The sequence below is a fragment of the Streptomyces melanosporofaciens genome (assembly GCF_900105695.1).
Lineage (GTDB): Bacteria > Actinomycetota > Actinomycetes > Streptomycetales > Streptomycetaceae > Streptomyces > Streptomyces antimycoticus.
On the sequence record NZ_FNST01000002.1, the window covers coordinates 3,868,933 to 3,893,894 of the forward strand.

25 protein-coding genes and 1 riboswitch are annotated in these 24,962 nt (G+C 67.8%); of the genes, 20 read left to right on the forward strand and 5 right to left on the reverse strand.

The features are described from left to right. Positions 1-107: 107 nt before the first annotated feature. Positions 108-659, reverse strand: coding sequence for a hypothetical protein (locus BLV72_RS19280; RefSeq protein WP_232546254.1), 552 nt, complete (start codon positions 657-659; stop codon positions 108-110). A gap of 116 nt (positions 660-775) precedes the next feature. Between BLV72_RS19280 and hemL the strand changes: the two genes are divergently transcribed. The 7 genes from hemL to ccsB all read left to right on the forward strand — a co-directional run bounded on the left by hemL (position 776) and on the right by ccsB (position 8,636). After that, entirely contained in the window at positions 776-2,092 is a 1,317-nt protein-coding gene (gene hemL / locus BLV72_RS19285) for a glutamate-1-semialdehyde 2,1-aminomutase (RefSeq protein ID WP_093463720.1), read from the forward strand. A gap of 8 nt (positions 2,093-2,100) precedes the next feature. After that, positions 2,101-2,787: a histidine phosphatase family protein gene (locus tag BLV72_RS19290; RefSeq protein WP_208905672.1), complete on the forward strand. Its 687-nt coding sequence runs from the start codon at positions 2,101-2,103 to the stop codon at positions 2,785-2,787. Positions 2,788-3,045: 258 nt separating this feature from the next. Next, positions 3,046-4,230, forward strand: a complete 1,185-nt coding sequence (locus tag BLV72_RS19295; protein ID WP_093463723.1) for a polysaccharide deacetylase family protein — start codon at positions 3,046-3,048, stop codon at positions 4,228-4,230. Between the two features lie 106 nt (positions 4,231-4,336). After that, a complete protein-coding gene (locus tag BLV72_RS19300) occupies positions 4,337-4,954 on the forward strand; it encodes a TlpA family protein disulfide reductase (protein WP_093463725.1) in 618 nt (205 codons plus the stop codon). Positions 4,955-4,959: 5 nt separating this feature from the next. Further along, positions 4,960-5,724, forward strand: coding sequence for a cytochrome c biogenesis CcdA family protein (locus BLV72_RS19305; RefSeq protein WP_014054032.1), 765 nt, complete (start codon positions 4,960-4,962; stop codon positions 5,722-5,724). A 3-nt stretch (positions 5,725-5,727) separates the two neighbouring features. Beyond that, entirely contained in the window at positions 5,728-7,545 is a 1,818-nt protein-coding gene (resB, locus tag BLV72_RS19310) for a cytochrome c biogenesis protein ResB (protein ID WP_093463726.1), read from the forward strand. Beyond that, the gene (gene ccsB, locus BLV72_RS19315; protein ID WP_093463728.1) at positions 7,542-8,636 is read left to right on the forward strand and encodes a c-type cytochrome biogenesis protein CcsB; all 1,095 of its coding nucleotides are present in this window, start codon (positions 7,542-7,544) and stop codon (positions 8,634-8,636) included. The genes resB and ccsB overlap by 4 nt, the downstream gene beginning before the upstream one ends. A 104-nt stretch (positions 8,637-8,740) precedes the next feature. Here ccsB and BLV72_RS19320 read toward each other — a convergent pair whose 3' ends face one another. After that, entirely contained in the window at positions 8,741-9,202 is a 462-nt protein-coding gene (locus tag BLV72_RS19320) for a PLD nuclease N-terminal domain-containing protein (RefSeq protein ID WP_093463729.1), read from the reverse strand. A gap of 91 nt (positions 9,203-9,293) precedes the next feature. Here BLV72_RS19320 and BLV72_RS19325 point away from each other — a divergent pair, with 91 nt between their 5' ends. The 3 genes from BLV72_RS19325 to BLV72_RS19335 all read left to right on the forward strand — a co-directional run bounded on the left by BLV72_RS19325 (position 9,294) and on the right by BLV72_RS19335 (position 12,421). Next, positions 9,294-10,745, forward strand: a complete 1,452-nt coding sequence (locus tag BLV72_RS19325) for a menaquinone biosynthesis decarboxylase (RefSeq protein ID WP_059145070.1) — start codon at positions 9,294-9,296, stop codon at positions 10,743-10,745. Further along, a complete protein-coding gene (gene mqnP, locus BLV72_RS19330; protein WP_093463731.1) occupies positions 10,742-11,665 on the forward strand; it encodes a menaquinone biosynthesis prenyltransferase MqnP in 924 nt (307 codons plus the stop codon). The genes BLV72_RS19325 and mqnP overlap by 4 nt, the downstream gene beginning before the upstream one ends. Before the next feature lie 81 nt (positions 11,666-11,746). Next, positions 11,747-12,421: a UbiX family flavin prenyltransferase gene (locus tag BLV72_RS19335; RefSeq protein ID WP_093463732.1), complete on the forward strand. Its 675-nt coding sequence runs from the start codon at positions 11,747-11,749 to the stop codon at positions 12,419-12,421. A gap of 11 nt (positions 12,422-12,432) precedes the next feature. Here the strand turns inward: BLV72_RS19335 and BLV72_RS47985 are convergent, their stop codons facing one another. Beyond that, on the reverse strand, positions 12,433-12,609 hold the full coding sequence (locus tag BLV72_RS47985; RefSeq protein ID WP_162953078.1) for a hypothetical protein: 177 nt from the start codon (positions 12,607-12,609) through the stop codon (positions 12,433-12,435). Between the two features lie 112 nt (positions 12,610-12,721). On the opposite strand from BLV72_RS47985, the gene BLV72_RS19340 reads away from it, so the two are divergent. The 6 genes from BLV72_RS19340 (at position 12,722) to BLV72_RS19365 (ending at position 17,848) form a co-directional block, all read left to right on the forward strand. Beyond that, a complete protein-coding gene (locus BLV72_RS19340; protein WP_014054040.1) occupies positions 12,722-13,183 on the forward strand; it encodes an Lrp/AsnC family transcriptional regulator in 462 nt (153 codons plus the stop codon). A 46-nt stretch (positions 13,184-13,229) separates the two neighbouring features. Next, a complete protein-coding gene (gene mqnE, locus BLV72_RS19345) occupies positions 13,230-14,408 on the forward strand; it encodes an aminofutalosine synthase MqnE (RefSeq protein ID WP_093463734.1) in 1,179 nt (392 codons plus the stop codon). Between the two features lie 63 nt (positions 14,409-14,471). Continuing rightward, on the forward strand, positions 14,472-15,131 hold the full coding sequence (locus BLV72_RS19350; RefSeq protein ID WP_093463735.1) for a UdgX family uracil-DNA binding protein: 660 nt from the start codon (positions 14,472-14,474) through the stop codon (positions 15,129-15,131). Between the two features lie 108 nt (positions 15,132-15,239). Further along, the gene (locus BLV72_RS19355) at positions 15,240-15,764 is read left to right on the forward strand and encodes a GNAT family N-acetyltransferase (RefSeq protein ID WP_093470435.1); all 525 of its coding nucleotides are present in this window, start codon (positions 15,240-15,242) and stop codon (positions 15,762-15,764) included. Positions 15,765-15,858: 94 nt separating this feature from the next. Beyond that, positions 15,859-16,146 (forward strand): DUF4229 domain-containing protein, encoded by a 288-nt coding sequence (locus BLV72_RS19360; protein ID WP_228053185.1) that lies wholly within the window; start codon positions 15,859-15,861, stop codon positions 16,144-16,146. Between the two features lie 370 nt (positions 16,147-16,516). Continuing rightward, positions 16,517-17,848 (forward strand): dicarboxylate/amino acid:cation symporter, encoded by a 1,332-nt coding sequence (locus tag BLV72_RS19365; RefSeq protein WP_093463738.1) that lies wholly within the window; start codon positions 16,517-16,519, stop codon positions 17,846-17,848. Between the two features lie 85 nt (positions 17,849-17,933). Here BLV72_RS19365 and BLV72_RS19370 read toward each other — a convergent pair whose 3' ends face one another. Continuing rightward, positions 17,934-18,497, reverse strand: coding sequence for a flavoprotein (locus BLV72_RS19370; protein WP_093463740.1), 564 nt, complete (start codon positions 18,495-18,497; stop codon positions 17,934-17,936). 132 nt (positions 18,498-18,629) lie between these two features. Between BLV72_RS19370 and BLV72_RS19375 the strand changes: the two genes are divergently transcribed. From BLV72_RS19375 to BLV72_RS19395, 4 genes are all read left to right on the forward strand, one after another. Further along, a complete protein-coding gene (locus BLV72_RS19375; protein ID WP_093463741.1) occupies positions 18,630-19,814 on the forward strand; it encodes a helix-turn-helix domain-containing protein in 1,185 nt (394 codons plus the stop codon). A 431-nt stretch (positions 19,815-20,245) separates the two neighbouring features. Next, positions 20,246-20,578 (forward strand): hypothetical protein, encoded by a 333-nt coding sequence (locus BLV72_RS19380; RefSeq protein ID WP_093463743.1) that lies wholly within the window; start codon positions 20,246-20,248, stop codon positions 20,576-20,578. A gap of 789 nt (positions 20,579-21,367) precedes the next feature. Continuing rightward, on the forward strand, positions 21,368-21,814 hold the full coding sequence (locus BLV72_RS19390) for a hypothetical protein (protein WP_244320850.1): 447 nt from the start codon (positions 21,368-21,370) through the stop codon (positions 21,812-21,814). 9 nt (positions 21,815-21,823) lie between these two features. Then, on the forward strand, positions 21,824-24,511 hold the full coding sequence (locus BLV72_RS19395; RefSeq protein ID WP_143059793.1) for an HD domain-containing protein: 2,688 nt from the start codon (positions 21,824-21,826) through the stop codon (positions 24,509-24,511). Positions 24,512-24,524: 13 nt separating this feature from the next. Here the strand turns inward: BLV72_RS19395 and BLV72_RS19400 are convergent, their stop codons facing one another. Beyond that, on the reverse strand, positions 24,525-24,860 hold the full coding sequence (locus BLV72_RS19400) for a DMT family transporter (RefSeq protein ID WP_093463747.1): 336 nt from the start codon (positions 24,858-24,860) through the stop codon (positions 24,525-24,527). 31 nt (positions 24,861-24,891) lie between these two features. Continuing rightward, a riboswitch (guanidine-III (ykkC-III) riboswitch) is annotated at positions 24,892-24,961 on the reverse strand. Between the last annotated feature and the right edge of the window lies 1 nt (position 24,962).

The following is a 24,962-nucleotide window of genomic DNA, read 5'->3' on the forward strand; positions in this document are numbered from 1 at the left end:
CAGGGCTCCGGCCTCAGAGCACGGCCCGGCCTCAGAACCCCCGGCCTCAGGGCTCCGGCCTCAGAGCACGGCCCGGCCTCAGGGCCCGGGCTTCAGAACCCCCGGCCTCAGGGCCACACCAGGCAGTACGCCTGGTGCCCCGCCTCGTGCAGACGGTGGCTGAAGTCCTGCCACTCGTGGAGCAACTGATAGACCGTGAAGGCGTCCCGGGGGCCGCCGCGGTCGGGGACCGTGGACCAGATGAAGGCCGCGGCGCCCACGGACTCCTCGCCCACGCCGCGCAGCGGGTCGACGACGGTCATCGGGAGCTTGACGACGGCGTAGTCCGGGTGGAGGACGACCAGTTCGAGCGGGGGGACCCTGTGGAGCGGGACGCCCTCGATGCCGGTGAGGACCATCGCCGCGACCGTCTCCGGCTTGATCTTCGTGAACATGCCCTGGCCGAGCTCATCGCCGCCGAGCTCCTCGGGGCGCATGGAGATGGGGACCCTGGCCGCGGTGGCGCCATCGGGCGCACCGAAGTACTTGTAGGTCACCCCCATGCGGCCCCCGCTTCTGCCTGCCCTGCCCGCCTCGTCCCGCCGATGGCGACCGGGCCGGGCACGCTCGGGGCCGCCTCGGTCGTCAGTCCCTTCACCCAGTTCGCCACCGCGATGCATATCTCCACCCGACCACTCGCGGCCACTACCGCGCAACCCGATCTCTGTTACAGCAACCTCCCCCACGCTCGGGCTGTGAAACGCCCGGCCGCGGGAGTCTGTCCGGCTCTGACAACATGGCTTGCGTGAGCTATCCGTACGCAGCCCCAGTTTCGCAGACGCTTTTCGATCGCGCGGCCGCCGTGACCCCCGGCGGCGTGAACTCTCCGGTGCGGGCGTTCCGCGCCGTGGGAGGAACGCCCCGGTTCATGGTGTCCGGTGACGGTCCGTACCTCACTGATGCCGACGGACGCGAGTATGTGGACCTCGTGTGCTCGTGGGGACCGATGATCCTCGGCCATTCCCACCCCGAGGTCATCGCGGCCGTGCAGGCCGCCGTCGCTCGCGGTACGTCGTTCGGCACGCCCGGTGAGGGTGAGGTCGAGCTCGCCGAGGAGATCGTGGCGCGGGTCGCCCCCGTCGAGCAGGTGCGCCTGGTGTCGTCCGGCACCGAGGCGACGATGTCGGCGATCCGCCTGGCCCGCGGGTTCACCGGGCGGTCGAAGGTGATCAAGTTCGCCGGTTGCTACCACGGGCATGTGGACGCCCTGTTGGCCGCGGCCGGGTCCGGAGTGGCGACCTTCGGGCTGCCGGACACTCCGGGGGTGACGGGAGCGCAGGCGGGGGAGACCGTGGTGCTGCCGTACAACGATCTGGAGGCGGTCCGGGCGGCCTTTGTCGCGCACCCCGGGGAGATCGCCTGTGTGATCACCGAGGCGTCGCCGGGCAACATGGGCGTGGTCCCGCCGCTGCCCGGGTTCAACGCGGGCCTCAAGCAGCTGTGCGCCGACCATGGCGCGCTCTACATCTCCGACGAGGTCATGACCGGCTTCCGGGTCTCCCGGGCCGGGTGGTTCGGGCTGGACGGCGTGGAACCGGACCTGATGACCTTCGGCAAGGTCATGGGCGGCGGCTTCCCGGCCGCGGCCTTCGGCGGGCGCGCCGATGTCATGGAGCGTCTCGCCCCGGCCGGCCCGGTCTACCAGGCGGGCACGCTGTCCGGGAACCCGATCGCCACGGCCGCGGGCGTCGCGCAGCTGCGGCTGCTGGACGACGCGGCGTACGGACAGGTCGACGCGGCCTCCGAGTGGCTGCGGGCGATGGCGACCGAGGCGCTCTCCAAGGCGGGCGTGGCCCACCGGGTGCAGGTCGCGGGCAACATGTTCTCGGTCTTCTTCACCGACGACGAGGTCACCAACTACGAGCAGGCCAAGGCGCAGGAGTCGTTCCGCTTCACCGCCTTCTTCCACTCGATGCTGTCCCAGGGCGTCTATCTCCCGCCGTCCGCCTTCGAGTCCTGGTTCGTCTCCACGGCGCATGACGAGCGGGCGCTGGAGCGGGTGGCAGCGGCTCTGCCGGGGGCGGCGCGGGCGGCCGCCGAGGCCACTGAATGATGGATGACATGACACAGAGCGAGAACGAGATCACCGTCGTCCATGTGATGCGCCACGGCGAGGTCCACAACCCGGAGGGCGTGCTCTACGGCAGGCTGCCCGGCTACCACCTCTCGGACCTGGGGCGGCAGATGGCCGATCGGGTCGCCGAGCACCTCGCCGACCGTGACATCACCCATGTCGTCGCCTCCCCGCTGGAGCGGGCGCAGGAGACGGCGGGGCCGATCGCCAAGGCGCACGGCCTGGACGTGGCCTCGGACGAGCGGCTGATCGAGGCGGCGAACGTCTTCCAGGGCAAGACCTTCGGCGTGGGCGACGGCGCACTGCGCAAACCGGCCAACTGGCGCCATCTCACCAACCCCTTCCGTCCGTCCTGGGGCGAGCCCTATGTCGACCAGGTGGTGCGGATGATGGCGGCGCTGGGCCGGGCGCGGGACGCCGCGCGCGGGCACGAGGCGGTGTGCGTCAGCCATCAGCTCCCCATCTGGATCGTGCGCAGCTTCGTGGAGCGGCGGCGGCTGTGGCACGACCCGCGCAAGCGGCAGTGCACCCTGGCCAGCCTCACCAGCTTCACCTACCGCGGCGACAGGATCGTCGCGGTGGGCTACAGCGAACCGGCCCGTGATCTTGTCCCGGCCCATCTGCGCGCGGGCGCCAAGCCGGTGAAGGGGGCCTCCAAGGGCTTCGGCGCCTGAGCGGCGGGGCCTACGGCGCCTGAGCGGCGGGGCCTACGGCGCCCGAGCGGCAGGGCTGCGGCGCGGGCCGCGGTGCGCGGTGACCGGCGCCTGGCCGCGGGATGGCCGGTGCGCCACGGGGCGCGTTCCCGAACGGAGACATTGTGTCCAGCGTGTAATTGACCGCGTTCCTTCGGAACCTCGCTATTCGCTTCGCCATCTCCAGGGTTGTCCGGACACCCCGGGCAATCGGAACGGCGAGTGCGAATAGAGGACGTTATGCGTGAGGTCAGCCGGAGGGGGATCCTCGGTCTGGGTATGGGAGCGGCGGCATCACTGGCCGTCGCCGGCTGTTCCTCGGGATCCGGGACGCCGAAGCCTGCGAAGAAGACCACTCAGGCGAAGCCGATCGGTGACGGCTCCACTTCGAAGGGTGAGCAGCGACCGGCGGACCCGAAGCCCGAGCGGCTGGCACCGGGGCAGAAGCCGCCGCAGTTCGTGGTCTTCTCATGGGACGGCGCGGGAGAGGTCGGCAACGGTCTCTTCCCGCGGTTCCGCAAACTCGCCAAGGACCACGGCGCGACCATGACCTTCTTCCTCTCCGGTATCTACTGCCTTCCGGAGTCGAAGAAGTCGCTGTACCGGCCGCCGAACAACCCGGTGGGCGCCTCCGACATCGGTTATCTCACCGATGAGCACATCAAGGAGACGCTGCGTAACGTGCGCGAGGCGTGGCTCGAGGGCCATGAGATCGGCACCCACTTCAACGGCCACTTCTGCTCCGGAAGCGGGTCGGTGGAGAACTGGACGTCCGCGCAGTGGAAGTCCGAGATCGACCAGGCCATGTCCTTTGTCACCGAGTGGCGGACGAATACGCGCTTCACCGATGTGGAACCGCTGCCGTTCGACTACGCCAAGGAACTCATCGGCGGCCGCACGCCCTGTCTGAAGGGCCAGACCAATTTGCTGCCGACCGCCCGGGAACTCGGCTGGCGCTATGACGCCAGTTCGCCCGGCGGACTCCAGGTATGGCCGTCGAAGAAGCAGGGCGTGTGGGACTTCCCGCTGCAGCAGATTCCCTTTCCGGGGCACACCTTCGAGGTGCTCTCGATGGACTACAACATCCTGGCGAACCAGTCGAAGAATTCCACCAATGCCCCGCCCGCGAACTACCCGGGCTGGCGCAAGCAGGCCACCGAGGCATACATAGCCGGCTTCAAGCGGGCCTATGAGACCAACCGTGCCCCGCTTTTCATCGGCAACCACTTCGAGCAGTGGAACGGCGGTATCTACATGGACGCCGTCGAAGAGGCGCTGAAGCATATGGCCGACGAGAAGCGGAAGGACGTCCGGCTGGTCTCCTTCAAGCAGTTCACCGACTGGATGGACGCACAGGACCCCGCGGTCCTGGCCGATCTGCGCGGGCTCGGCGTGGGCCAGGCGTGGAGCGCGAGCGGTCACTGACCGTGCCGGCGGGCCGAAAGGCCCGCGGAGGCCCTCCGGACCCCTGGCGGGGATGCCCGGAGGGGGGTGGCGAAGATCCGCAAAAGGGCCATGCGAAACTTTTCACATGAGTGCCTGCCGTGCCCTTCGGGGCCTCGCGACCCGTCGTGGCGCAACCGTGCCGGCCATCGGGGCCGTGATCGCCGCGCTGTCCCTGACCGCCTGCGGCGGGGGCGGCGCCTCGGGCGGCTCCGCCGACACCAAGTTCGTCCAGGGCAAGGGCGGAGTGGACACGGTCTCCGAGGAGAACCGTAAGGACGCCCCCAAGCTGTCGGGGAAGACCCTGGAGGACAAGCCGCTGGACGTGGCGGACTACAAGGGCAAGATCGTGGTCCTGAACGTCTGGGGCTCGTGGTGTGCCCCCTGCCGGGCCGAGGCGTCGAACCTCGCCAAGGTCGCCAAGGACACCAAGGCCAAGGGTGTGCAGTTCGTCGGGATCAACACCCGTGACTCCAACCGCGCCCCCGCTCTCAGGTTCGAGAAGGAATACGGCGTCGACTACCCGAGCCTGTACGACCCGATCGGGAAGCTCATGCTGCGCTTCCCCAAGGGCAGCCTCAACCCGCAGGCCATCCCCTCGACGATCGTCCTGGACCGGGAGGGCAGGATCGCGGCCCGCGCTCTGACGCCGCTCAGCGAGGAGCGCCTGCGCTCGATGATCACCCCGCTGATCGCGGAGAAGTGACCTCCGTGAGCACTCTGGCCGCCGCCACCGATCCCAACCAGACCGTCCTGACCGGGGCGCTGCTGCTGGCGCTTCCGGTCGCCCTGCTCGGCGGGCTGGTCTCCTTCTTCTCCCCGTGCGTGCTGCCGCTGGTGCCCGGCTACATGTCGTATGTCACCGGGGTCACGGGGACGGATCTGGCCGAGGCCAAGCGCGGCCGGATGGTCGCGGGCGCCTCGCTCTTCGTGCTCGGCTTCACCGCGGTCTTCGTCTCCGGCGGCGCGCTCTTCGGCAACTTCGGCTGGACCCTCCAGGAGCACAAGGAGACCATCTCCAAGATTCTCGGGGTCGTCACGGTCGTGATGGGCCTGGCCTTCATGGGGGTGCTGGGGGGCTTCGGACAGCGGGAGTTCCGCTTTCACATCAAGCCCACGCTGGGGCTCGCGGGGGCGCCGGTGCTGGGCGCCCTGTTCGGCGTCGGCTGGACGCCGTGCCTGGGGCCGACGCTCACCGCCGTCAACGCCCTGGCGTTCAACGAGGCGAGCGCGGGGCGCGGGGCGCTGCTCACCGCCGCGTACTGCGTGGGGCTCGGGCTGCCCTTCGTGGTGGTCGCCGTGGCCTACCGCCGGGCGCTGGGCGCCTTCGGCTGGGTCAAGCGGCACTACGTCTGGGTGATGCGAGCCGGCGGCGGCATGCTCGTCCTCCTGGGGGTGCTGCTGCTCACCGGTATCTGGGACACCATGATGGGCTCCATGCAGACCTGGGCTCAGGGCTTCAACGTTGGGATCTGACTGATGTCCACCACCGATACCGACACCGCGGCCGGCCAGGAGGCGCCGCCCGAGAGCGGCGCGACCGCCGAGGAGCGCGAGCTCGGCGCCGCGGAGTCGCAGCTGTCCACCGCCCCGGCCGAGGAGATCAACATCCCCTCGCTGGGGCCGCTCGGCTGGGCCCGGTGGTTCTGGCGGCAGCTCACCTCGATGCGGGTCGCGCTGCTGCTGCTCCTGCTGCTCTCCCTCGGCACGATCCCCGGCTCGCTGGTCCCGCAGACCAGCATCGACCAGCTCAAGGTGCAGGACTTCCAGGAGCGGCACCCGACGCTCACGCCGATCTACGAGAAGCTGCAGCTCTTCCACGTCTACAGCTCGGTGTGGTTCTCGGCGATCTATCTCCTGCTGTTCATCTCCCTCATCGGCTGCATCGTGCCGCGCACCTGGCAGTTCATCGGCCAGCTGCGCGGCCGCCCGCCGGCCGCGCCCCGCCGGCTGACCCGGCTTCCCGCGTACACCACCTGGCGCAGCGAGGCCGAGCCGGAGCAGGTGCTCGAGGCCGCCCGGAAGATCATGAAGCGGCGCCGCTTCCGCATCCACGGCTCGGGTGACGCGGTGGCCGCGGAGAAGGGCTATCTGCGCGAGGTGGGCAATCTGCTCTTCCATATCGCGCTGATCGTGCTGCTGGTCTCCTTCGCCGCCGGTCAGTTGTGGAAGACCGAGGGCAGCACCCTGATCACCGAGGGCGGCGGCTTCTCCAACAGCGTCACCCAGTACGACGACCTCAAGTCGGGGCAGCTGTTCAACAACGACGATCTCGCCCCCTTCGGCTTCCAGCTCGACCGCTTCACCGCGACCTATGAACGCAGCGGTCCGCAGATGCGCACCCCGCGCACCTTCCGCGCCGATGTGTCCTACTGGGAGGGCGCGGACGGGGCCACCCGCAAGACCTCCATCGAGGTGAACGAGCCGCTGGAGATCTCGGGCTACAAGGTCTTCCTGGGGAACCACGGCTACTCGCCGGTCGTCACCATCCGGGACGGCAAGGGCAATGTGGTGCACCAGGGCCCGGTGGTCGGGCTGCCGATCGACGGGGCCAACCTCACCGAGAGCATGGTCATCAAGGTCCCGGACTATCGGGACAAGGACGGCAAGAAGGACCAGATCGGCTTCCAGGGGCAGTTCCTGCCGACCTGGGTGCGCAGCCAGGGCATGTTCTCCGTCTTCCCGGCGCTGGACAACCCGACACTGGTCCTGACCGCCTACCACGGCAGCCTCGGCGTCGACGGCGGCACTCCACAGAGCGTGTACCAGCTGGACAAGTCGCGGATGAAGCAGTTCATGGAGTCCGACGGCAAGACCAAGTTCGCCCGGGCGCTCAAGGTCGGCGACACCATGAAGCTGCCGAACGGCGCCGGAACGCTGTCGTTCGACGGCGTCAAGGAATGGGCCAGCTTCCAGATCTCGCACAAGCCGGGTGACCAGGGCGCCCTCATCGGCGCCGTCGCCGCCCTGGTGGGCCTGGCCGGCTCCCTGTTCATCCAGCGCCGCCGGGTGTGGGTGCGCGCGGCGAGGGGCGATGACGGCACCACCGTGGTCGAGATGGCGGGGCTCGGCCGCAGTGAGTACGCCAAGCTCCCCGAAGAACTCGCCGATCTGGCCGTCCGTCTGCAGACGGACGCACCTCCGGCCCCGGAAGCGGAACCCGATCCGGAGCCCGCCCGGGACTCCACCGAGGAGCCCGGCAAGGACTCCACCGAGGAGCCCACCAAGGACTCCGCATCGGAATCCGCATCCGACACCGCAGATCCCGCAGATCCTGCCGAAGGAGCGCGCGCGTGAACCTCGCCGCCGAAGTCAACGAGAACCTGGCTCATTACAGCAACGTGCTGATCTACTCGGCGATGGCGGTCTACACGCTCGCCTTCCTCGCGCATATCGCCGAGTGGGTGTTCGGCAGCCGCAGCGCCGTCGGCCGCACCGCCGCCGCGATCACCGCCGACGCCGCGGCCGCCCAGCGCGCCAAGGTGACCGTGCAGGTCGGCGGGCAGAGCGGCGGCACCGCCGTGCTGGAGCGACCGAAGATCGTCACCCGCTCCGCGGCGGGCAGCCGCGACGTGCCGGACGGGCCGGGCGCCGCGGGCGGCACCGAACAGGGCGATGTGTACGGCCGGATCGCGGTGGGCCTGACCGTACTGGCCTTGCTCTTTCATGCCGTGGGCGTCCTCTTCCGCGCGCTGTCGGTGCAGCGGGCGCCGTGGGGCAACATGTACGAGTTCTCCACGACCTTCGCCATGGTCGCGGTCGCCACGTACCTGGTGCTGCTGGCGCTGAAGAAGAATGTGCGCTGGATCGGGCTGCCCCTCGTCACCACGGTCCTCCTCGACCTCGGTCTCGCCGTCTCTGTCTTGTACACCGACAGCGACCAGTTGGTTCCGGCCCTGCACTCGTACTGGCTGTGGATCCACGTCAGCTGCGCGATCGTCTCCGGCGCCTCGCTCTACATCGGGGCCGTCTCCACGCTGCTGTACCTCTTCCGCGACCGCTACGAGGCCCAGCTGGAGAACCCCGAGGGCAAGCAGTACGGCCGGTTCGCCACGTCCGTTCTGGAGCGGGTGCCCTCGGCGGCGTCGCTGGACAAGTTCGCGTACCGCATCAACGCCACGATCTTCCCGCTGTGGACCTTCACGATCATCGCGGGCGCGATCTGGGCCGAGGCGGCCTGGGGCCGCTACTGGGGCTGGGACCCCAAGGAGGTCTGGTCCTTCATCACCTGGGTCGCCTACGCCTGTTACCTGCACGCCCGCGCCACCGCCGGCTGGAAGGGCCGCAAGGCCGCCTACCTGGCGCTGATCGCCTTCGGCTGCTACCTGTTCAACTACTACGGCGTCAACATCTTCATCACCGGCAAGCACTCCTACGCCGGCGTCTGACACCGGAACACGCCAACGGCCGGTGCCCGTGACCCAGGTCACGGGCACCGGCCGTGGTGCGTGCGGACAGCTCCGGCCGCCGCGTCAGGCCGTCCGACCGCTCCTCAGGACGCGGCCGGCGGCGGTGAGTCCTCGGGACCGGAGCCGGAACCGGAACCGGGCCCCTCGCCCTTGCGGCGCAACTCCTCCTCGCGGCGGCGGAGGTCGGCCTCCCAGTCCTTCAGCCGCTCCTCGTCGCTCTCCTGGCCGCCGGGCGGGTCGGCCTGCGCGTCCCCGTCGTCCTTACGGCTGTTGTCGTTCAGGGACTTGAGGAACTCGGGATTGTCGTCCGGCGCGACCCACCCGCCCGCGCCGCGGGCAGCGCCCCGGCCGCCGCCTTCGGCGACGGCGCGCTTACGGCCCGCGATCAGCCAGGAGACGGAGCCCACGACGGGGAACAGCAGGACGAGGATCGCCCAGATGGGCTTGGGGATATAGCGGATGTCCTGTTCGTCGGTGGTGATGCAGTCGATGAACGCGTAGATGCTCAGTGCCAGCGGCACCAGGATCATCAGCACCCGTAGCATGAGGCGATTCCCCCCTGCGTGTGGTGTTCGGGGCGGTGGCTCGGGCCCCCAGTTACGGGACCAGGGTAGTGCGTACCGGATACTGGGACGCATGGCTTATGACGATCTTCGTTCCTTTCTGCGGGCGCTCGACAAGGAAGGCGACCTCAAGAGGGTCAAGGCCGAAGTGGATCCGTATCTGGAGGTCGGGGAGATCGTCGACCGGGTCAACAAGGCGGGCGGCCCCGCGCTGCTCTTCGAGAACGTCAAGGGCTCGGCGATGCCGCTGGCCATGAATGTCTTCGGCACCGACCGCCGCCTCCTCAAGGCCCTCGGACTCCGCTCGTACGACGAGATCAGCGAGAAGATCGGCGGGCTGGTCAAACCCGAGCTGCCGCAGGGATTCGGCGGTATGCGCGAGGCGTTCGGGAAGCTGGGCTCGATGGCCCATGTGCCGCCGAAGAAGGTGAAGGAGGCGCCCGTCCAGGAGGTGGTCCTCACCGGCGAGGACGTCGATCTGGACCAGCTTCCGGCGCTGTTCACCTGGCCCGAGGACGGCGGGTCGTTCTTCAACCTCGGCCTCACCCACACCAAGCACCCCGAGACCGGGGTGCGCAACCTCGGCCTCTACCGCCTCCAGCGCCATGACCGCCGCACCATCGGCATGCACTGGCAGATCCACAAGGACAGCCGCAACCACTACCAAGTGGCCGCCCGGCGCGGGGAGAAGCTCCCGGTGGCGATCGCCTTCGGCGCGCCGCCCGCCGTGACCTACGCCTCGACCGCGCCGCTGCCCGGCGACATCGACGAGTACCTCTTCGCGGGGTTCGTCCAGGGCCGGCGGGTCGAGATGGTCGACTGCAAGACGGTGCCGCTCCAGGTCCCGGCGGCCGCCGAGGTCGTCATCGAGGGCTGGCTGGAGCCCGGAAAGATGCTGCCGGAGGGCCCGTTCGGCGACCATACGGGCTTCTACACGCCCCAGGAGCCGTTCCCGGCCCTGACCATCGACTGTGTGACGATGCGGCGGCGGCCGCTGCTCCAGTCGATCGTGGTGGGCCGTCCGCCGACCGAGGACGGACCGCTGGGGCGGGCGACCGAGCGGTTCTTCCTCCCGCTGCTCAAGATCATCGTCCCGGACATCGTGGACTACCACCTCCCCGAGTCCGGCGGATTCCACAACTGCGCGATCGTCTCGATCGACAAGAAGTACCCCAAGCACGCGCAGAAGGTGATGCACGCCATCTGGGGCGCCCACATGATGTCGCTCACCAAGCTGATCGTCGTAGTCGACGCCGACTGCGATGTACACGATGTGCACGAGGTCTCCTGGCGCGCCCTCGGGAACACCGACTACGGCCGCGATCTGACCGTGGTCGATGGCCCCGTCGACCACCTCGACCACGCCTCGTACCAGCAGTTCTGGGGCGGCAAGGCGGGCATCGACGCCACCGCGAAATGGCCCGAGGAGGGCTATACGCGCGACGGCGGATGGCCCCGCATGGTCATGTCCGACCCGGAGATCGCCGATCGGGTGACAAAGCGATGGAAGGAGTACGGGCTGTGAGCGCCGAATCCGCAACCTCCGATCTCTTCGGCCCCCAACCGGCGCCGCCCGGGCGGATCCGCGCCTTTCTGCGGCTGGTGATGATCGAGCACTCGGTCTTCGCGCTGCCCTTCGCCTACACGGCCGCGCTGACCGCGATGCAGCTGTGGGACGGCACCGTCCACTGGACGCGGCTGCTGCTGATCACGGTCGCCATGGTGGGCATGCGCACCTTCGCGATGGCCTGCAACCGGATCATCGACCGCGAGATCGACGCCCGTAATCCGCGCACCGCCGGACGTGAGCTGGTCACCGGCGCCGTGTCGGTGCGCACCGCCTGGACCGGCGCGCTCATCGCGCTCGCCGTCTTCCTGGGCTCGGCGGCGCTCCTGGGCCCGCTCTGCCTGGCGCTGGCGCCGTTCGCGGTGGTGCCGATGGTGGTCTATCCGTACGGCAAGCGGTTCACCGACTTTCCGCACGCCATCCTGGGGCTGGCCCAGGCCATCGGCCCGGTGGGCGCCTGGATCGGGGTCACCGGCGAGTGGTCGTGGGACGCGGTGATCCTCGGACTCGCGATCGGCATCTGGATCGGCGGCTTCGACCTGATCTACGCCTGCCAGGACGTGGCGGCCGACCGGGCGCACGGGGTGCGGTCGGTGCCGGCCCGCTTCGGCATCGCGGGCGCCCTCTACGGGGCGCGCGTCTGCCATGTGGTCACCACGGCCCTGCTGGTCTGGTACGCGCTGGCCACGGACGCCGGGGCGTTCTTCTGGGTGGGGCTGGTGATCGTCGCGGTGGCGTTCGGGTACGAGCACACCATCGTGCGGCCCGGCGATCTGTCCCGGCTGAACCGCGCCTTCTTCACGGTCAACGGCTTCATCGGGATCGCCCTCTTCGCCTGCGCGCTCCTGGACCTCGTGGTGCGGGGCCTCGGCCTGTGAGACCCGCCGGATAGGCTCGGTGACGTGGAGACGCCGCACGAGCCTTACGGACCGCACGAGCCGTACGGGCCGCACGAAGAAGTGAGCCGGCGCCGTCCCTGGGTGGTCGGCGTGTCCGGCGCGTCCGGGACGCCGTACGCCGCCTCGGTGCTGCGCGCGCTGCTGGCGGCGGGGGAGGCCGTCGACCTCGTGGTCAGCAGGGCGTCACGGCTGACGCTGCTGGACGAGACGGGGATCGGGTTCCGGGACGCCCACTGGCGCGAGGATCTGCGCCGCTGGCTGGCGCGGGGCGCGGACGGCAGTCCCGACGCCTTCGAGGTGCCCGCCGAGGTCGCGGACGTGGCCCACTGGGCGGCCGGGGACCTGGCGGCCGGGCCGTCCTCCGGCTCGTATCCGACCAAGGGGATGCTGATCGTCCCGGCGAGCACCGCGTGTGTGGCCGGGGTGGCGCTCGGGCTGTCGAAGGATCTGCTCCAGCGGGCCGCGAGCGTGACGCTCAAGGAACGGCGCAAGCTCGTGGTGGCGGTGCGCGAGACGCCGCTGAACGGGCAGACCCTCAAGGCTCTGGTGTCGCTGGACGAGGCGGGCGCGGTGGTGCTGCCCGCCTCGCCGGCGTTCTACGCGGGGGCGACGCATATCCAGGATCTGGTGGACTTCGTCGCGGGGCGGGTGCTGGACGCGGCGGGGGTGCCGCACAAGCTGTACCGCCGGTGGGAGGGGGAGCTCGGTGGGGACCGGGACCGGGGAGCGGCCTAGGGGCGCTCGCCCTAGCGGGTCCAGCGCCTCCTGGTGCGCGCGGCCCGGGCCGCGACGACGGCCGCGCGGCGGGCCGCACGGGAGACGGGCCGGTCGGTGGCATGGGTTGCACGCGAGCGGTTGGCCAGGTCCCGCAGCTCGAGCATGCGGGCCTCAAGACCTTCGATCGTGTACACGGTGAGTCTCATCTCCTGAGGACAGGTTGATCGCCTGAAAGATTTACAGGGCTTGTGGCCCTGATGCCTTAGATTCTACATGTAATCTCGCTCAATCCCTGAATAATGGAAGGCGTACGTGCTTATGGACGCGGTGGACAGGCAGCTCATCCAGGCCCTGCGGGAGAACGGCCGGGCCTCGTACGCGGAGCTTGGCAGGCTGGTCGGCCTCTCCGGGCCCAGCGTTACGGACCGGATCAACCGCCTGGAGGCCGCCGGGGTGATCACCGGTTATCGCGCGACCGTCGACGCCGCCTCCCTCGGACTGGGCGTCACCGCCCTGATCGGCATCCAGCTCTCGGACGCCACCGACCACGAGGAGGTGGCCCACCGGATGCGCGAGCTCGCCGAGATCGAGGACTGCTGGTTCATCGCGGGCGACGACTCCTACATGCTCAAGGTGCGCGCCTCCGATGTGGACGGCCTGGAGCGGACCATCCGCCGGCTCTCCGGCACCAAGGGCGTCTCCCGTACCCGCACCACGATCGTGCTCTCCACCAAGTGGGAGAACCGGGTCGGCGAGCTTCCCGAGGACATCGAGGCGTAGTCTCGGCGAAGGCTGACATCAGCAGACGTATTGGGAGGCGACCGGGGTGACGGGGACCACACACGACGCGGGTTTCAAGCGGGAGTTGGAAGAGAAGGTCCGCGCGGGCGAGCGGCTCTCGCGGGAGGACGGCATCGCCCTCTACGAGTCCGACGACCTGGCCTGGCTGGGCGGTCTCGCCCATGAGGTGCGCACCCGTAAGAACGGCGATGTCGTGCACTTCAACGTCAATCGCCACCTCAACATGACGAACGTGTGCACCGCGTCCTGCGCGTACTGCTCCTTCCAGCGCAAGCCCGGCGAGAAGGACGCCTACACGATGCGCATCGAGGAGGCCGTCCGCCTCGCCAAGGCGATGGAGAACGAGAACCTCACCGAGCTCCACATCGTCAACGGCCTGCACCCGACCCTTCCCTGGCGCTACTACCCGCGCTCGCTCAAGGCGCTCAAGGAAGCCCTGCCGCAGGTCTCGCTGAAGGCGTTCACCGCCACCGAGATCCACCACTTCGAGAAGATCTCCGGCATGCCGGCCTCGGAGATCCTCGACGAGCTGATCGACGCCGGACTGGAGTCGCTCACCGGCGGCGGCGCCGAGATCTTCGACTGGGAGATCCGGCAGCACATCGTCGACCACGAAACCCACTGGGAGGACTGGTCGCGCATCCACCGGCTCGCGCACGAGAAGGGGCTCAAGACCCCCTGCACGATGCTCTACGGGCATATCGAGGAGCCCCGCCACCGGGTGGACCACGTGCTGCGCCTGCGTGAGCTCCAGGACGAGACCGGCGGCTTCCAGGTCTTCATCCCGCTGCGCTACCAGCACGACTTCGTGGACATGAAGGACGGCAAGATCCGCAACCGTCTTCAGGCCCGCACCACCATGGCGACCGGCGCCGAGGCGCTGAAGACCTTCGCGGTCTCGCGGCTGCTGTTCGACAACGTGCCGCACGTCAAGGTCTTCTGGGTGATGCACGGTGTGCAGACCGCACAGCTCGCGCTCAACCACGGCGCGGACGACATGGACGGCTCGGTCGTCGAGTACAAGATCACTCACGACGCCGACTCCTACGGGACGCCCAACAAGCTCACCCGTGACGACCTGCTCGACCTGATCCGGGACGCCGGCTTCCGGCCGGTGGAGCGGAACACCCGCTACGAGATCATCCGCGAGTTCGAGGGCCCGGACGCGGCCCGCCGCGAGTCCCCGCAGCCGATGCGGGTGTGACCCGTCCTGCCCACCGTTCGGCGGCCGCTGTCTGACGGCCGCCGAGCGGGGCACTCGGGGGCCATGGCCGGTACGAACAGCCCCGAGGACGCGTACACCGCCGCCCCCTTCGTCCCGGACGGCGCCGATCTGGGCGCGCTCCGGGAGGCGGCGGCCGGATGCCGCGGCTGCCCGCTGCACCGCGACACCACGCAGACGGTCTTCGGCGCCGGCGACCCGGGCGCCCGGGCCATGCTGGTGGGCGAGCAGCCGGGCGACCAGGAGGACCGGCAGGGCAAGCCCTTCGTGGGCCCGGCCGGCAAGGTCCTCGACCGGGCCCTTGCCGAGGCCGGGATCGATCCGGACGAGACGTACATCACCAACGCCGTCAAGCACTTCAAGTTCACCCACGTCCCCGAGCGCGGCAAGCGGCGCATCCACAAGCCGCCCAGCCTGCGCGAGCTCTCGGCCTGCGGGCCCTGGCTGGAGGCCGAGGTGGAGCTGATCGGACCCGAGGTGATCGTGGCGCTCGGCGCCACGGCCGGGAAGGCGTTGCTCGGCTCATCGTTCCGGGTGACCAAGGAGCGCGGGACGCGGCTGGAGGGCGACGCGTCGGGACCGGCCCGCGGCGCCCTGATCGTCCCCACGATCCACCCTTCCGCGGTGCTGCGGGCCGATGACCGGGAGGCGGTGTACGGCGGGCTGGTGGCGGATCTGAGGGTCGCGGCGGAGGTGCTCGGCTGAGCGAGCGGCCGGGGCGGGGGCGTACGGGAGCCCGGGGGTTCCGCCGCCGTCGTGTAAGGGGCCCGAGGCGCGTGGGCACTGACAGTCCCGGTGGGTATCGTCGGCCGCATGTCCCTGCGCTTTGAACTCGACCCCGAGGTCACCCCCGAGCTGCTCGACTCCGTCTGTTCCCTCTGGGCCGACGTATCCAACGCGGACGGCGCCGTCGGCTTCGTACCGCCCGTGACCGAGGACGACATACGCCCCGAGCTGCTCAAGCACCTCGCCGCGATCACGGAGGGCCGGACCCGCCTGCTCATCGGCCGCGACCAGGACGGCACCGTGGCCGCCACCGCGTTCTTCACCTTCAACGTCCACCGGCTGATGCGCCACTGGTGCTGGCTCTACACCGTGATGGTGCACCCCTCCCACCAGGGCAAGGGATATGGCCGCGCCCTTATGGCCGCCGCCGAGAACGCCGCGCGCGATATGGACGGCATCCGGGGGATACGGCTCACCTGCCGCGGCGGCACCGGGGCGGACCGCTTCTACGAGGCGTGCGGCTACAAGGAGGTCGGGCGGGTGCCCGGCGCGATCAAGGTCGCGGACGACGACTTCCGGGACGACGTCACCATGTGGCTGCCGCTGAATTGATCGGAAACCGGCCGTGGTTCACTGGGAGGACAGTTTCTCCCGGCACAAGCTCCGGCAGAACGCCCAGCAGAACTCCCAGGAGAGAGGACGAGTCGTGTCCTTCACGCCGAGTGCCATGTTCCGCTACACCCTCATGCGCTTGGGCATCTTCGTCGGCTCGTTCCTGGTCATCTGGGGCCTGGTCTACGTGCGGGTGCTGCCCTCCGGCCTCGGCAGCTCCAACCTCTTCTGGGTGGCGCTGCTCGCGCTGGTCGTCTCCGCGCCGCTGAGCTGGGTGATGCTGCGCAGGCAGCGGGACGCCGTGGCCGTCCAGGTCGCCGAGAAGGTGGACCGCGCCAAGGAGCGGCTGGCGGCGAACCAGAGCCAGGAGGACGGCGTCTGACCCGCGCCGGGCTGTAACCCTCCTCACACCACCCCACACACTCCACCGACACCCCCTGCGCCAGCTTCCGTTGGCACAGGGGGCGTTGATGTCTTTCGGCCCCTCAGGAGCCGTCAGGAGCCCTCAGAAGCCGCCAGAAGTCAAAGATTTCCTTTGGGTGCCCCAAAGCGGCGGTGTTAATGTACTTGTCATGAAGACAGCAGCCGCGCCCCTCATCTCCGCGAGCGTTCCGCTCGTGGCGCGCCTGCACATCGATCTTTGCCGCTGCCTGTCCGCGGCCTGTCGTCGCCGCTGATCGACCTCACGCACAGCGGCCGGAGATCCCGTACGGACTCCTGGCTTTCTCCCGCCCTCTTACCTCCACCGGAGTGTGTCCGTTGTCGTCCGCCCTCAAGGCGTCCCCCAGGGGTCGTCGTCCTTCCGCCTGCCCAAGGTGCCCTTCTGGGCACAGATCCTGCTGGGCCTCGTCCTCGGTGTGGTGCTGGGCTGGATCGCCCGCAGCGGTGATGTCGGCTGGCTGGTCACCACGCTCGACAAGATCGGCTCGATCTTCGTCCAGCTGCTGAAGCTGGCCGTCGCCCCGCTGGTGTTCTTCGCGATCCTGATCTCGATCACCAATCTGCGGAACGTCAACAACGCCGCCCGGCTGGCGACCCGCACCCTGCTGTGGTTCATGGCCACCTCGCTCATAGCCGTCGCCATCGGCCTCGCGATCGGCCTGATCACCAACCCGGGCGCCGGCACCGATCTGACCCCCAAGGACGGCGCCAAGCCCGACCACGCGGGCTCCTGGCTGGACTTCCTCACCGGGATCGTGCCGACCGACGTCATCACCCCGTTCACCGAGCTGAACGTCCTGCAGATCGTCTTCATCGCCGCCGTCGCGGGCGTCGCGGCCCTCCAGCTCGGCGAGAAGGCCCAGCCGATCCTCACCCTGAGCCAGTCGGTGCTGGAACTGCTCCAGAAGGCCCTGTGGTGGGTCATCCGCCTCGCCCCACTGGGCACCCTCGGCCTCATCGGCACCGCCATCGCCGACTACGGCTGGAACCTGATCGGCAAGTACGCGACCTTCACCGCCGACATCTACATCGGCTGCGCGCTGGTGATGTTCGGCGTCTACCCGCTGCTGCTCGCGACGGTCGCCAAGGTCAACCCGCTGAGCTTCTTCAAGGGCGCCTGGCCCGCCATCCAGCTCGCCTTCGTCTCCCGCTCCTCGGTGGGCACCATGCCGCTGACCCAGAAGGTCACCGAGCGGCTGGGCGTCCCCAAGGAGTACGCCTCCTTCGCGGTGCCCTTCGGCTCGACGACGAAGATGGACGGCTGCGCCTCGATCTACCCGGCGATCGCCGCGATCTTCATCGCCCAGATCTTCGACGTCCACCTCGGCATCGGCGACTACCTCCTGATCGCCTTCGTCTCGGTCATCGGCTCCGCCGCCACCGCCGGCCTTACGGGCGCCACGGTCATGCTGACCCTGACCCTCTCCACCCTGGGCCTCCCCCTGGAGGGCGTCGGCCTGCTGATGGCCATCGACCCGGTGCTGGACATGATGCGGACCGCCACCAACGTGGCCGGCCAGTCGCTGATCCCGGTGATCGTCTCGGCCCGCGAGAAGATCCTCGACCACGAGGCGTACGCCCACGCCAGCGCCTCCCCGCTGGACGACTACGACGAGCCGGAGCGCCGGCTCGCCGCCGCGTAACACTCGTGCCGCCTGGTGCCAACGGCAATGTCGCCCCACTCTCCACTGAGGGTGGGGCGACGTGCTCGGCGAGAGTCGGGGCAGTTCATAGTCGATCAGCATTGCCCTCGCTGGAGGCAATCGATGCCGCATTCAGGGCCAGGCGCCACGGGTAGTTCTCCGGTCGGCCCTGGCCCGGCTTGTTGGGTACGAATCCGCCCTCCCCGTACAGCACACGTACGCCCATCGCGCGGAGCGTGGCAACGCTGGTGTCGAACTGAGTGTGCTGGGCATAGGCGGCGTTGACGCATGGCATGGCCACGGTGGGGATGCCCTTGCCGATGGCCTCGGCCACGAATCCGACGATGAACTTCTCGGTGATCCCCAGGGCCCACTGGTTGATCGTGTTGAAGGTGGCGGGCGCCAGGACGGCGGCATCAGCGGGAGGCCAGACGTCCGGCTCCCAGGGCAGCTTGTACTGGCTGCGCACCGGGTGCCCGGTCAGCTCCTCCAGCGCCGACAGGTCGCCGTCAAGCCAGCGTGCGGCCGTGGGGGTCAATCCGAGGCAGACATCCCAGCCGTCGGCCTGCGCCCGTTCGATGACGCCGGCGATGTTCAGCACCGGCGGGGCGGCGCTTCCGAACAGGTAGAGGACAGGGCTCGCGGTCATGCGGGCAGTCCACCGTGCGGCACCCTCCATCCGCAAACCGCGCCGGTGCGGGTAGGAGATCGCCATTCGCCGCCGTCGGCCATGCCCGGGCGGGTAGCGTTCCGCGGAGTGAGCCACCAAAGGGAGGCATGCATGCCGCTCCCCGACGACGAACACACGGGCACTCGGATCGCGCATCACCGGAAACGGGCTGGGCTGACTCAGCGAGGGTTGGCTCAGAAGGTCCCCTTCTCCTACAGCCTGCTCACCCAGGTCGAGACCGGGCACAAACCGGCCAGCCCCGACCTGGTGGCCGCGGTCGCACGAGCGCTGCGCATCGACGTCACGGCGCTGACCGGGCAGCCCTACGTGACCGAGCTGCAGCAGGACCGGTTGGCGGCACTGGTCCGCCCGATCCGCGAAGCCCTCGACCTCTACGACCTGGGAGCCGACCCGGCGATCAGACCGCGCGCCACTCCTCAGCTCGTCACCGCTGCCCAGGCTCTGTGCCAGCAGGTCCGGGCCACGAAGCTCCATGACGCTGCTCTTGATCTGCCGGGAACGATGGCGGAGATCACCACAGCCGCGTATCGGACGCCGTCGTCCGAGCTGTGGGCTGCCCTGTCGAGTACGTACCGCACCGCGCATGACCTGGCCGTGAAGCTGGGCTATTACGACCTGTCCACGGTGGCGCTGGACCGTATGGACTGGGCTGCGTCACGGGCTTCCGATCCGTTGCTCTCCGCAGTACGCCAGTACCTGCGGGCCCTGGTCTACTTCCGGGAGGGCGAGTACACCATCGGTCAGCGGCTCGTCGCCTCCGGGCAGGGGCTGTTGGAGCAGTCTCCGCAGACGCGAGAGCGGCATGCCGTCGCCGGACAGCTTCATCTCGGGGCAAGCATCATCGCTGCCCGCGCCCATGATGAAGACGCGGTGAAGAACCACCTCACCGAGGCCCGGTCGTACGCGGACCGGACAGGCGAAGCCACGGACGTGCACTGGCTGTCCTTCGGCCCCACAAATGTCACCGTCCACGCGGTGTCAGCTCGTGTCGAGATGCGGCACTACGGTGAAGCTCTGCAAGAGGCCGCGAAGGTGCGGATACCGAAGGACTGGGCTGTCTCCCGCGCCGCTCACTTCTACGTGGACCGAGCACGCGCCGAGATGGAAGCGGGGCGCTCCGAAGCAGCCTTGAAGTCCATCGTGACGGCGCGGAAACTGGCGCCACAGCAGACCAGGTACCACGCAGGCGCACGCGAGACCATCAGAGGCCTGATCCACTTGTCCCGTCGCACTCCGGACACCCTGGATCACCTGGCCGCCTGGGTGGGCCTCTGACCCTTTCACGGCAGTAGCCCCCGGCTTTCACTCAACTGTGAAAGTTGGGGGCTTCGCATGTCACCAGCATGAATACTCAGCCGGTTTACACCCGCCACAGGACCCCGGCGACGCGGGCGTGCGCCCCGGGGCGTGGCCAACCTGAGGAAGCAGGTCGACATGCGGCACTGTATCGGCAGGATCTTCGAGCAGTTGATGAGACTGCTACAGCCCGGCCACGGACGTCATCGCACGGTCCAGGTAAATCAGCCGGTGAACTGCGCTGATACCCCGACCTTGCGGCTGCCTCATGTGGACCAGGTACCGCGTAAGCCTGTACCGCGTGGTGAGGACGTGCAGCTTGTCCGGCAGTATCTGGTGGCACATGAGCGTCGGAAGAACGTGCCTCGGGTGGAGCTGTTGTGCGCGCCGCACGGGATGGTGGTGGTCAGGTGAGTGCGCAACCGCGATTGCTGCCGTGGCCCGGCCCTGCCGGGAAGCCGTGCTACCTGGTGTCGGACGCGGACGGCGCGGGATATCTGTCGCGCCTGGCCGACGAGATGGAAGCCGTTCAGCTTCAGATGGGCGCTGAACTCATCGGTCACGCCCGCTTACTGCTCCGCGACCGGAAGGCGGATGCCCGAGAGCTCCGTTACCTCTCGAACCGCCTCATCGAGGCACTGCAAGACGCTCTCCGGATCGCGGAGAGTCGCGGTGGGCGTCTGCCGGTGTCCGGCGAGTGCGAGAGCGACGGGCCGACTCAAGCGAACGAGGGGGACGGATGAGTCAGGCGTCAGAGGGCTGGCAGGTCGGCCCCGCACCGGGACGTGGTCTGCGTCCGGGGGGAAAGACGGTCTGCTTGAACTGCCGCTTCACGTTCTCCGTCCCGGCCGCGCGTCCATGGCTTCGCTACTGCTGACAGTGGCGGAAGCGGAGCATCTGCACGCCGCCTTGTGTTACGCGCTCGGCGACGAGCCCGCGCCGGAGTGCCGAAAGCCGGTCCGTTACCCGGGTGGTCGACAGAAGTACTGAAGCCGCCCGAGCGGGATCACGGAACAACCGAAGAAGCGAGGCCGGACCACCCTTTTCCCGGACAACTTCTGGCGTGGTTCGGCTGGGGTCGCTCCGGCTCGACCATGGCCGTTCCGGCGTTGATCTCTCCGTACATAGACGGGGTGCGGTTACGCACATGGCGGGCCCCTCGGCCCGCGAGAAGATCCTCGGCCAGGAGGTGTACGCCTACGCCAGAGCCTCCCCATTGGACGACCGCGACGAGCCGGGACCCCCGGCTGGCCACCGCGTAACGTCCCTACCAGCCAGCGGTGCCCTCGGACCTCCCCTCGGTCCGGGGGCACTGTGCTGTTCGGACGGAGGCCCAAGTGGGGAGCACTGATCGAATCGAACCGGTCTGTCCTGGGAGAGGTTGACCCTGGGCAAACTTGAAGGCTTCCAACGGAAGGGAAGTGTTGGCGATGAGGGGGCAGTCAACGACGTTGGCACACTATGCTGACGAGTAGTCAATCGGCCCGGGGGGAATGGTGGCATCGGGGGAACCGAGCGTGGAAGCGAGGGCAGTGCGAAACGAATTCGCACTGGAGCGCTACCGCTACATACTTCAGCAGATCCACGCTGTCAATGAGAACGCTCACCGTTTCCTCACCATTTATCAGACACTTGCCACCGCGTTGGTCAGTGCAGCCCTCGCGCTCTTTGTGGGGTACCGGAAGTGGGAGGTCGCGCCGGACGTAGCGCGGGGCGGAGTTATCGGTTTGCTGATCCTCGCCACGGTGGTAGCCGCGTTCACCAGCACGCTCATTGTGGTGGGCGCCCTGGCCTGGCTTGATTATCGGAACGAGGAGTGCGATATCACCGACGAGATAGTTGCCCCCGGCTTCCGTAAGCGTCCGAATCCGGGCAACCTCTTCCGTTGGTACGAGACGTACGTGTTGTTGTTCATCGCCGTATCGGTGATCACCATGTGGGTGCTTGCCGGGATCTTTCTTCTGCCGGCTATGAGGTGATCGTCTACAGTGCCTGAGTACGACTACGCCAGCACACCTCTCTGGCAGAAGACTCTCGCTGCGCGCTCGCGTGCAGATGATCATCGCAGTCAACGTGAGCGGCTCCGCGTGTCTTATATGGCACTGAGAGACACGGCAGCGGTGCTCCTTTCTGAAAACGCGCGTAGTCTGCCCGATTTTACTGTGCATGACATCAGTCACGTGGACGCGCTGTGGGAGACGGCCAGTCTCATGTGCGGTGATCAGGTTGCACTGAATCCAGCGGAGGCATACGTACTGGGCTGCGCCTTTGCGTTGCATGATGCTGCAATGGGATCGGCCGCGTATGGGATGAGTGTGCCCTCTGCGTTTGGTGAACAGCGGTGGCGTGATCTGGTGTCCGTAGCCTATTTTCAACAGCATGGATGTTGGCCGGATCAAGAGAAACTGGACGCACCGCCTGCCGAGATCGCGGAAGTGTGCTTGGCGACCGCGATCCGGGAGACTCATGCGGAGCAGGCCCTGCGGCTGGTGGACCAGCCATGGCGGTCTACCACAGGCAACGAGATATTTCTCATCCAGGACCTCCAGCTCCGCGAAGCCTATGGTCCGCTGATTGGAGATCTGGCAGCCAGCCACTGGTGGCCGGTGCATATGCTCGCCGACCGGTTTCGCCAGGCGAAAGGATCCCTGCCCTGGCAGCCGGCAGAGTGGATTATCGAACCACTGAAACTGGCCAGTATCCTGAGGCTCGCCGACGCAGCTCAGATCGACAGCCGTCGGGCCCCCACGTTTCTCTTTGCTTTACGTAAACCGCAAGGCATTGCCCGGGAGCACTGGCGTTTCCAGGAACACGTCAGCCGTCCCCACTTGAACGGCGACCGGATCACCTATACATCGCTGCGCCCTTTCTCCTCCGACGATGCCGCTGCTTGGTGGTTGGCCCTCGACTATTTGCGCGGCATCGACGAGGAGCTCAAGAAGGTTGATGCCCTCCTTCATGACCTCGGCCGCAGTCGGCTCGCAGCCCGCGCGGTGGCCGGAGTCGACTCCCCCGAGCGCTTCGCTGAGCTCTTCCCTGTGTCGGACTGGCGCCCGATCGACGCGGTGGTCAAGGTCACGGACGTCCCCGCCCTGGTCGGGACTCTGGGTGGTGAGCAGCTGTACGGCAAGGAACTCGAGGTGGCCGTACGCGAGCTGATTCAGAACGCTCAGGACGCTGTACTGGCCCGCTGCGCACTGGAGCCTGACTTCACTGGCGGGCGCGTTGATGTTCGTCTCACCGAAAATAGCGACTCTTGGTGCTTGGAGATCAGTGACAACGGGGTGGGCATGGACGAAGAAACTCTCGTCCACGGCCTGCTTGACTTCGGCACCAGCGGCTGGAGTTCGACCCGGGTCCGCGGTCGGCTTCCTGGCCTGGCGAGCGGGGGATTTCAGCCCAATGGACGGTTCGGTATCGGCTTCTTCTCTGTCTTTTTGCTGGGTGATCAAGTCGAGTTGATCACCCGCCGCTACGACGCCTCCATGTCAGATGCCCGTCGTCTCTCCTTCGAGAGTTCCTCCCGTCGGCCACTGCTGACGCCTTTACCTACGCAGACGCGAGCCTCGCTAGGCACAACTGTGCGCGTCACGCTGAAGGAAAATCCTTATGACGCCCAAGGACTGTTGCGCAGAACCAGCGATGACCGGCTCCTGCAAGTGATCCAGCGATTGGTCTTGGAAAACGCGGTCCCTATTCGTGTCTGGGAACTCGATGTAGTTAACCCTCGCGTCATTGCACCCTTTGCTTTGGCCACAGGCGCACCCGATGAGGTCTTCGACCGTTTGTACCCGCCTCTGACGGAAAGTTGGCAGGTCGGGCGAGAGGAGCAGCGTCTCCGATTGCGCGATCATTTCGTCGAACGGGCGGCCGAACTGCTGGACGATTCGGGGCGGCGCATTGGTCTGGCCACGATCTGGAATAATCTTTTCTCCTATGCGCAGGGTGACTTGCGTGGAATCGTCACGGTAAATGGGTTCCGGGCTGATGATGCGATGGCCTTCGCGGGATACCTTGCTGGCGAACCCAGTCGGGCTTCGCGGGACAAGGTAAACTTGGTTGCCGACCGGGAGCAGGTCAGGCACTGGATGCGCGCCCAGGAGCAATGGCTTCGCGATTCCAAGCACTTCGGTGACCTGATTCAGCTCGATCTGGCCTACACTTTTTACAGGACCCTCGGGTTCCTGGCCGATGACGTCGCTTTCGCTATCACCACGCAGGGCTTGCTCCGCCCTGCCGACATAAGTGCCTGGGTGGAGCAACGCAACGAAATCTTTATATCGTGGGTTCCTTTGAGCTGGCGACCGAGTCCGCCGCACATCTTCCACTACGTGTCGGGTCAGGACGTACAACTCCCCGACCATTGGGTCGTGATTCGGCAAACGGGTTATGTGTCGCCGATATATGATATGTTTCCGGACATTTTGAATCGCGACTCCGAATACGAGCACGCGCGCCACCAGCGCACGCTTACGTGGCAGAAATTCTGGTGGCGCATGTCCGGTGATCTCTTCGGTCTGTTTCTGCGCGGCGTGTGCCAAGGGTGGTCGTGCACCATAGAGGCCCTACTCGCGCCACTTGAGCAGCGTCACTGGTCGGACCATTATTCGATGGATGAGGAGAACCTCGGCCCAGTTTCCGGCTACCTGCTTCGCCGCCCCGGGAGCTCCAGCTGAGGGCCGTGTCCTCTCACAACTGGGGTGTGCACTCGCCGGCCGTGGCCTCCAGCCCCACGATGGCCACCACCAGCAGAAGCAGGAAGAAGATCCGGGCCGGGGTGACCGGTTCATGGAAGAGGAGCATGCCCAGCAGCGCGGTGCCGACCGCGCCGATGCCGACCCAGACGCCGTAGGCCGTGCCGATGGGCAGGCTCTTCACCGCCACGCTCAGCAGCCCCATGCTCACGATCAGACCGGCGACGGTGAACACGCTGGGCCACAGCCGGGTGAAGCCGTCGCTCAGCTTCATGCCGATCGACCAGCAGATTTCGAACAGTCCGGCGATGAGCAGCAGGACCCATGCCATGACGGCACCTCCGTGAAGTCTCTCGTTACGGGGTGCGTCGTCTTTGCGGGGCCCGGTACGGCGCGTCTCGTCGGGTTGTTTTCGACCGTAGCAAACCCTGGC

Excerpts from the sequence above, each read along its gene's own strand:
- BLV72_RS19355 (WP_093470435.1), top strand. The coding sequence starts at position 15,240 with ATGTCCCTGCGCTTTGAACTCGACCCCGAGGTCACCCCCGAGCTGCTC.
- BLV72_RS19290 (WP_208905672.1), top strand. The coding sequence starts at position 2,101 with ATGACACAGAGCGAGAACGAGATCACCGTCGTCCATGTGATGCGCCAC.
- BLV72_RS19300 (WP_093463725.1), top strand. The coding sequence starts at position 4,337 with ATGAGTGCCTGCCGTGCCCTTCGGGGCCTCGCGACCCGTCGTGGCGCA.
- BLV72_RS19325 (WP_059145070.1), top strand. The coding sequence starts at position 9,294 with ATGGCTTATGACGATCTTCGTTCCTTTCTGCGGGCGCTCGACAAGGAA.
- resB (WP_093463726.1), top strand. The coding sequence starts at position 5,728 with ATGTCCACCACCGATACCGACACCGCGGCCGGCCAGGAGGCGCCGCCC.
- BLV72_RS19280 (WP_232546254.1), bottom strand. The coding sequence starts at position 659 with ATGCATCGCGGTGGCGAACTGGGTGAAGGGACTGACGACCGAGGCGGC.
- BLV72_RS19340 (WP_014054040.1), top strand. The coding sequence starts at position 12,722 with ATGGACGCGGTGGACAGGCAGCTCATCCAGGCCCTGCGGGAGAACGGC.
- BLV72_RS19350 (WP_093463735.1), top strand. The coding sequence starts at position 14,472 with ATGGCCGGTACGAACAGCCCCGAGGACGCGTACACCGCCGCCCCCTTC.
- hemL (WP_093463720.1), top strand. The coding sequence starts at position 776 with ATGGCTTGCGTGAGCTATCCGTACGCAGCCCCAGTTTCGCAGACGCTT.
- BLV72_RS19400 (WP_093463747.1), bottom strand. The coding sequence starts at position 24,860 with ATGGCATGGGTCCTGCTGCTCATCGCCGGACTGTTCGAAATCTGCTGG.
- BLV72_RS19370 (WP_093463740.1), bottom strand. The coding sequence starts at position 18,497 with ATGACCGCGAGCCCTGTCCTCTACCTGTTCGGAAGCGCCGCCCCGCCG.
- BLV72_RS19295 (WP_093463723.1), top strand. The coding sequence starts at position 3,046 with ATGCGTGAGGTCAGCCGGAGGGGGATCCTCGGTCTGGGTATGGGAGCG.
- BLV72_RS19320 (WP_093463729.1), bottom strand. The coding sequence starts at position 9,202 with ATGCTACGGGTGCTGATGATCCTGGTGCCGCTGGCACTGAGCATCTAC.
- BLV72_RS47985 (WP_162953078.1), bottom strand. The coding sequence starts at position 12,609 with ATGAGACTCACCGTGTACACGATCGAAGGTCTTGAGGCCCGCATGCTC.
- BLV72_RS19375 (WP_093463741.1), top strand. The coding sequence starts at position 18,630 with ATGCCGCTCCCCGACGACGAACACACGGGCACTCGGATCGCGCATCAC.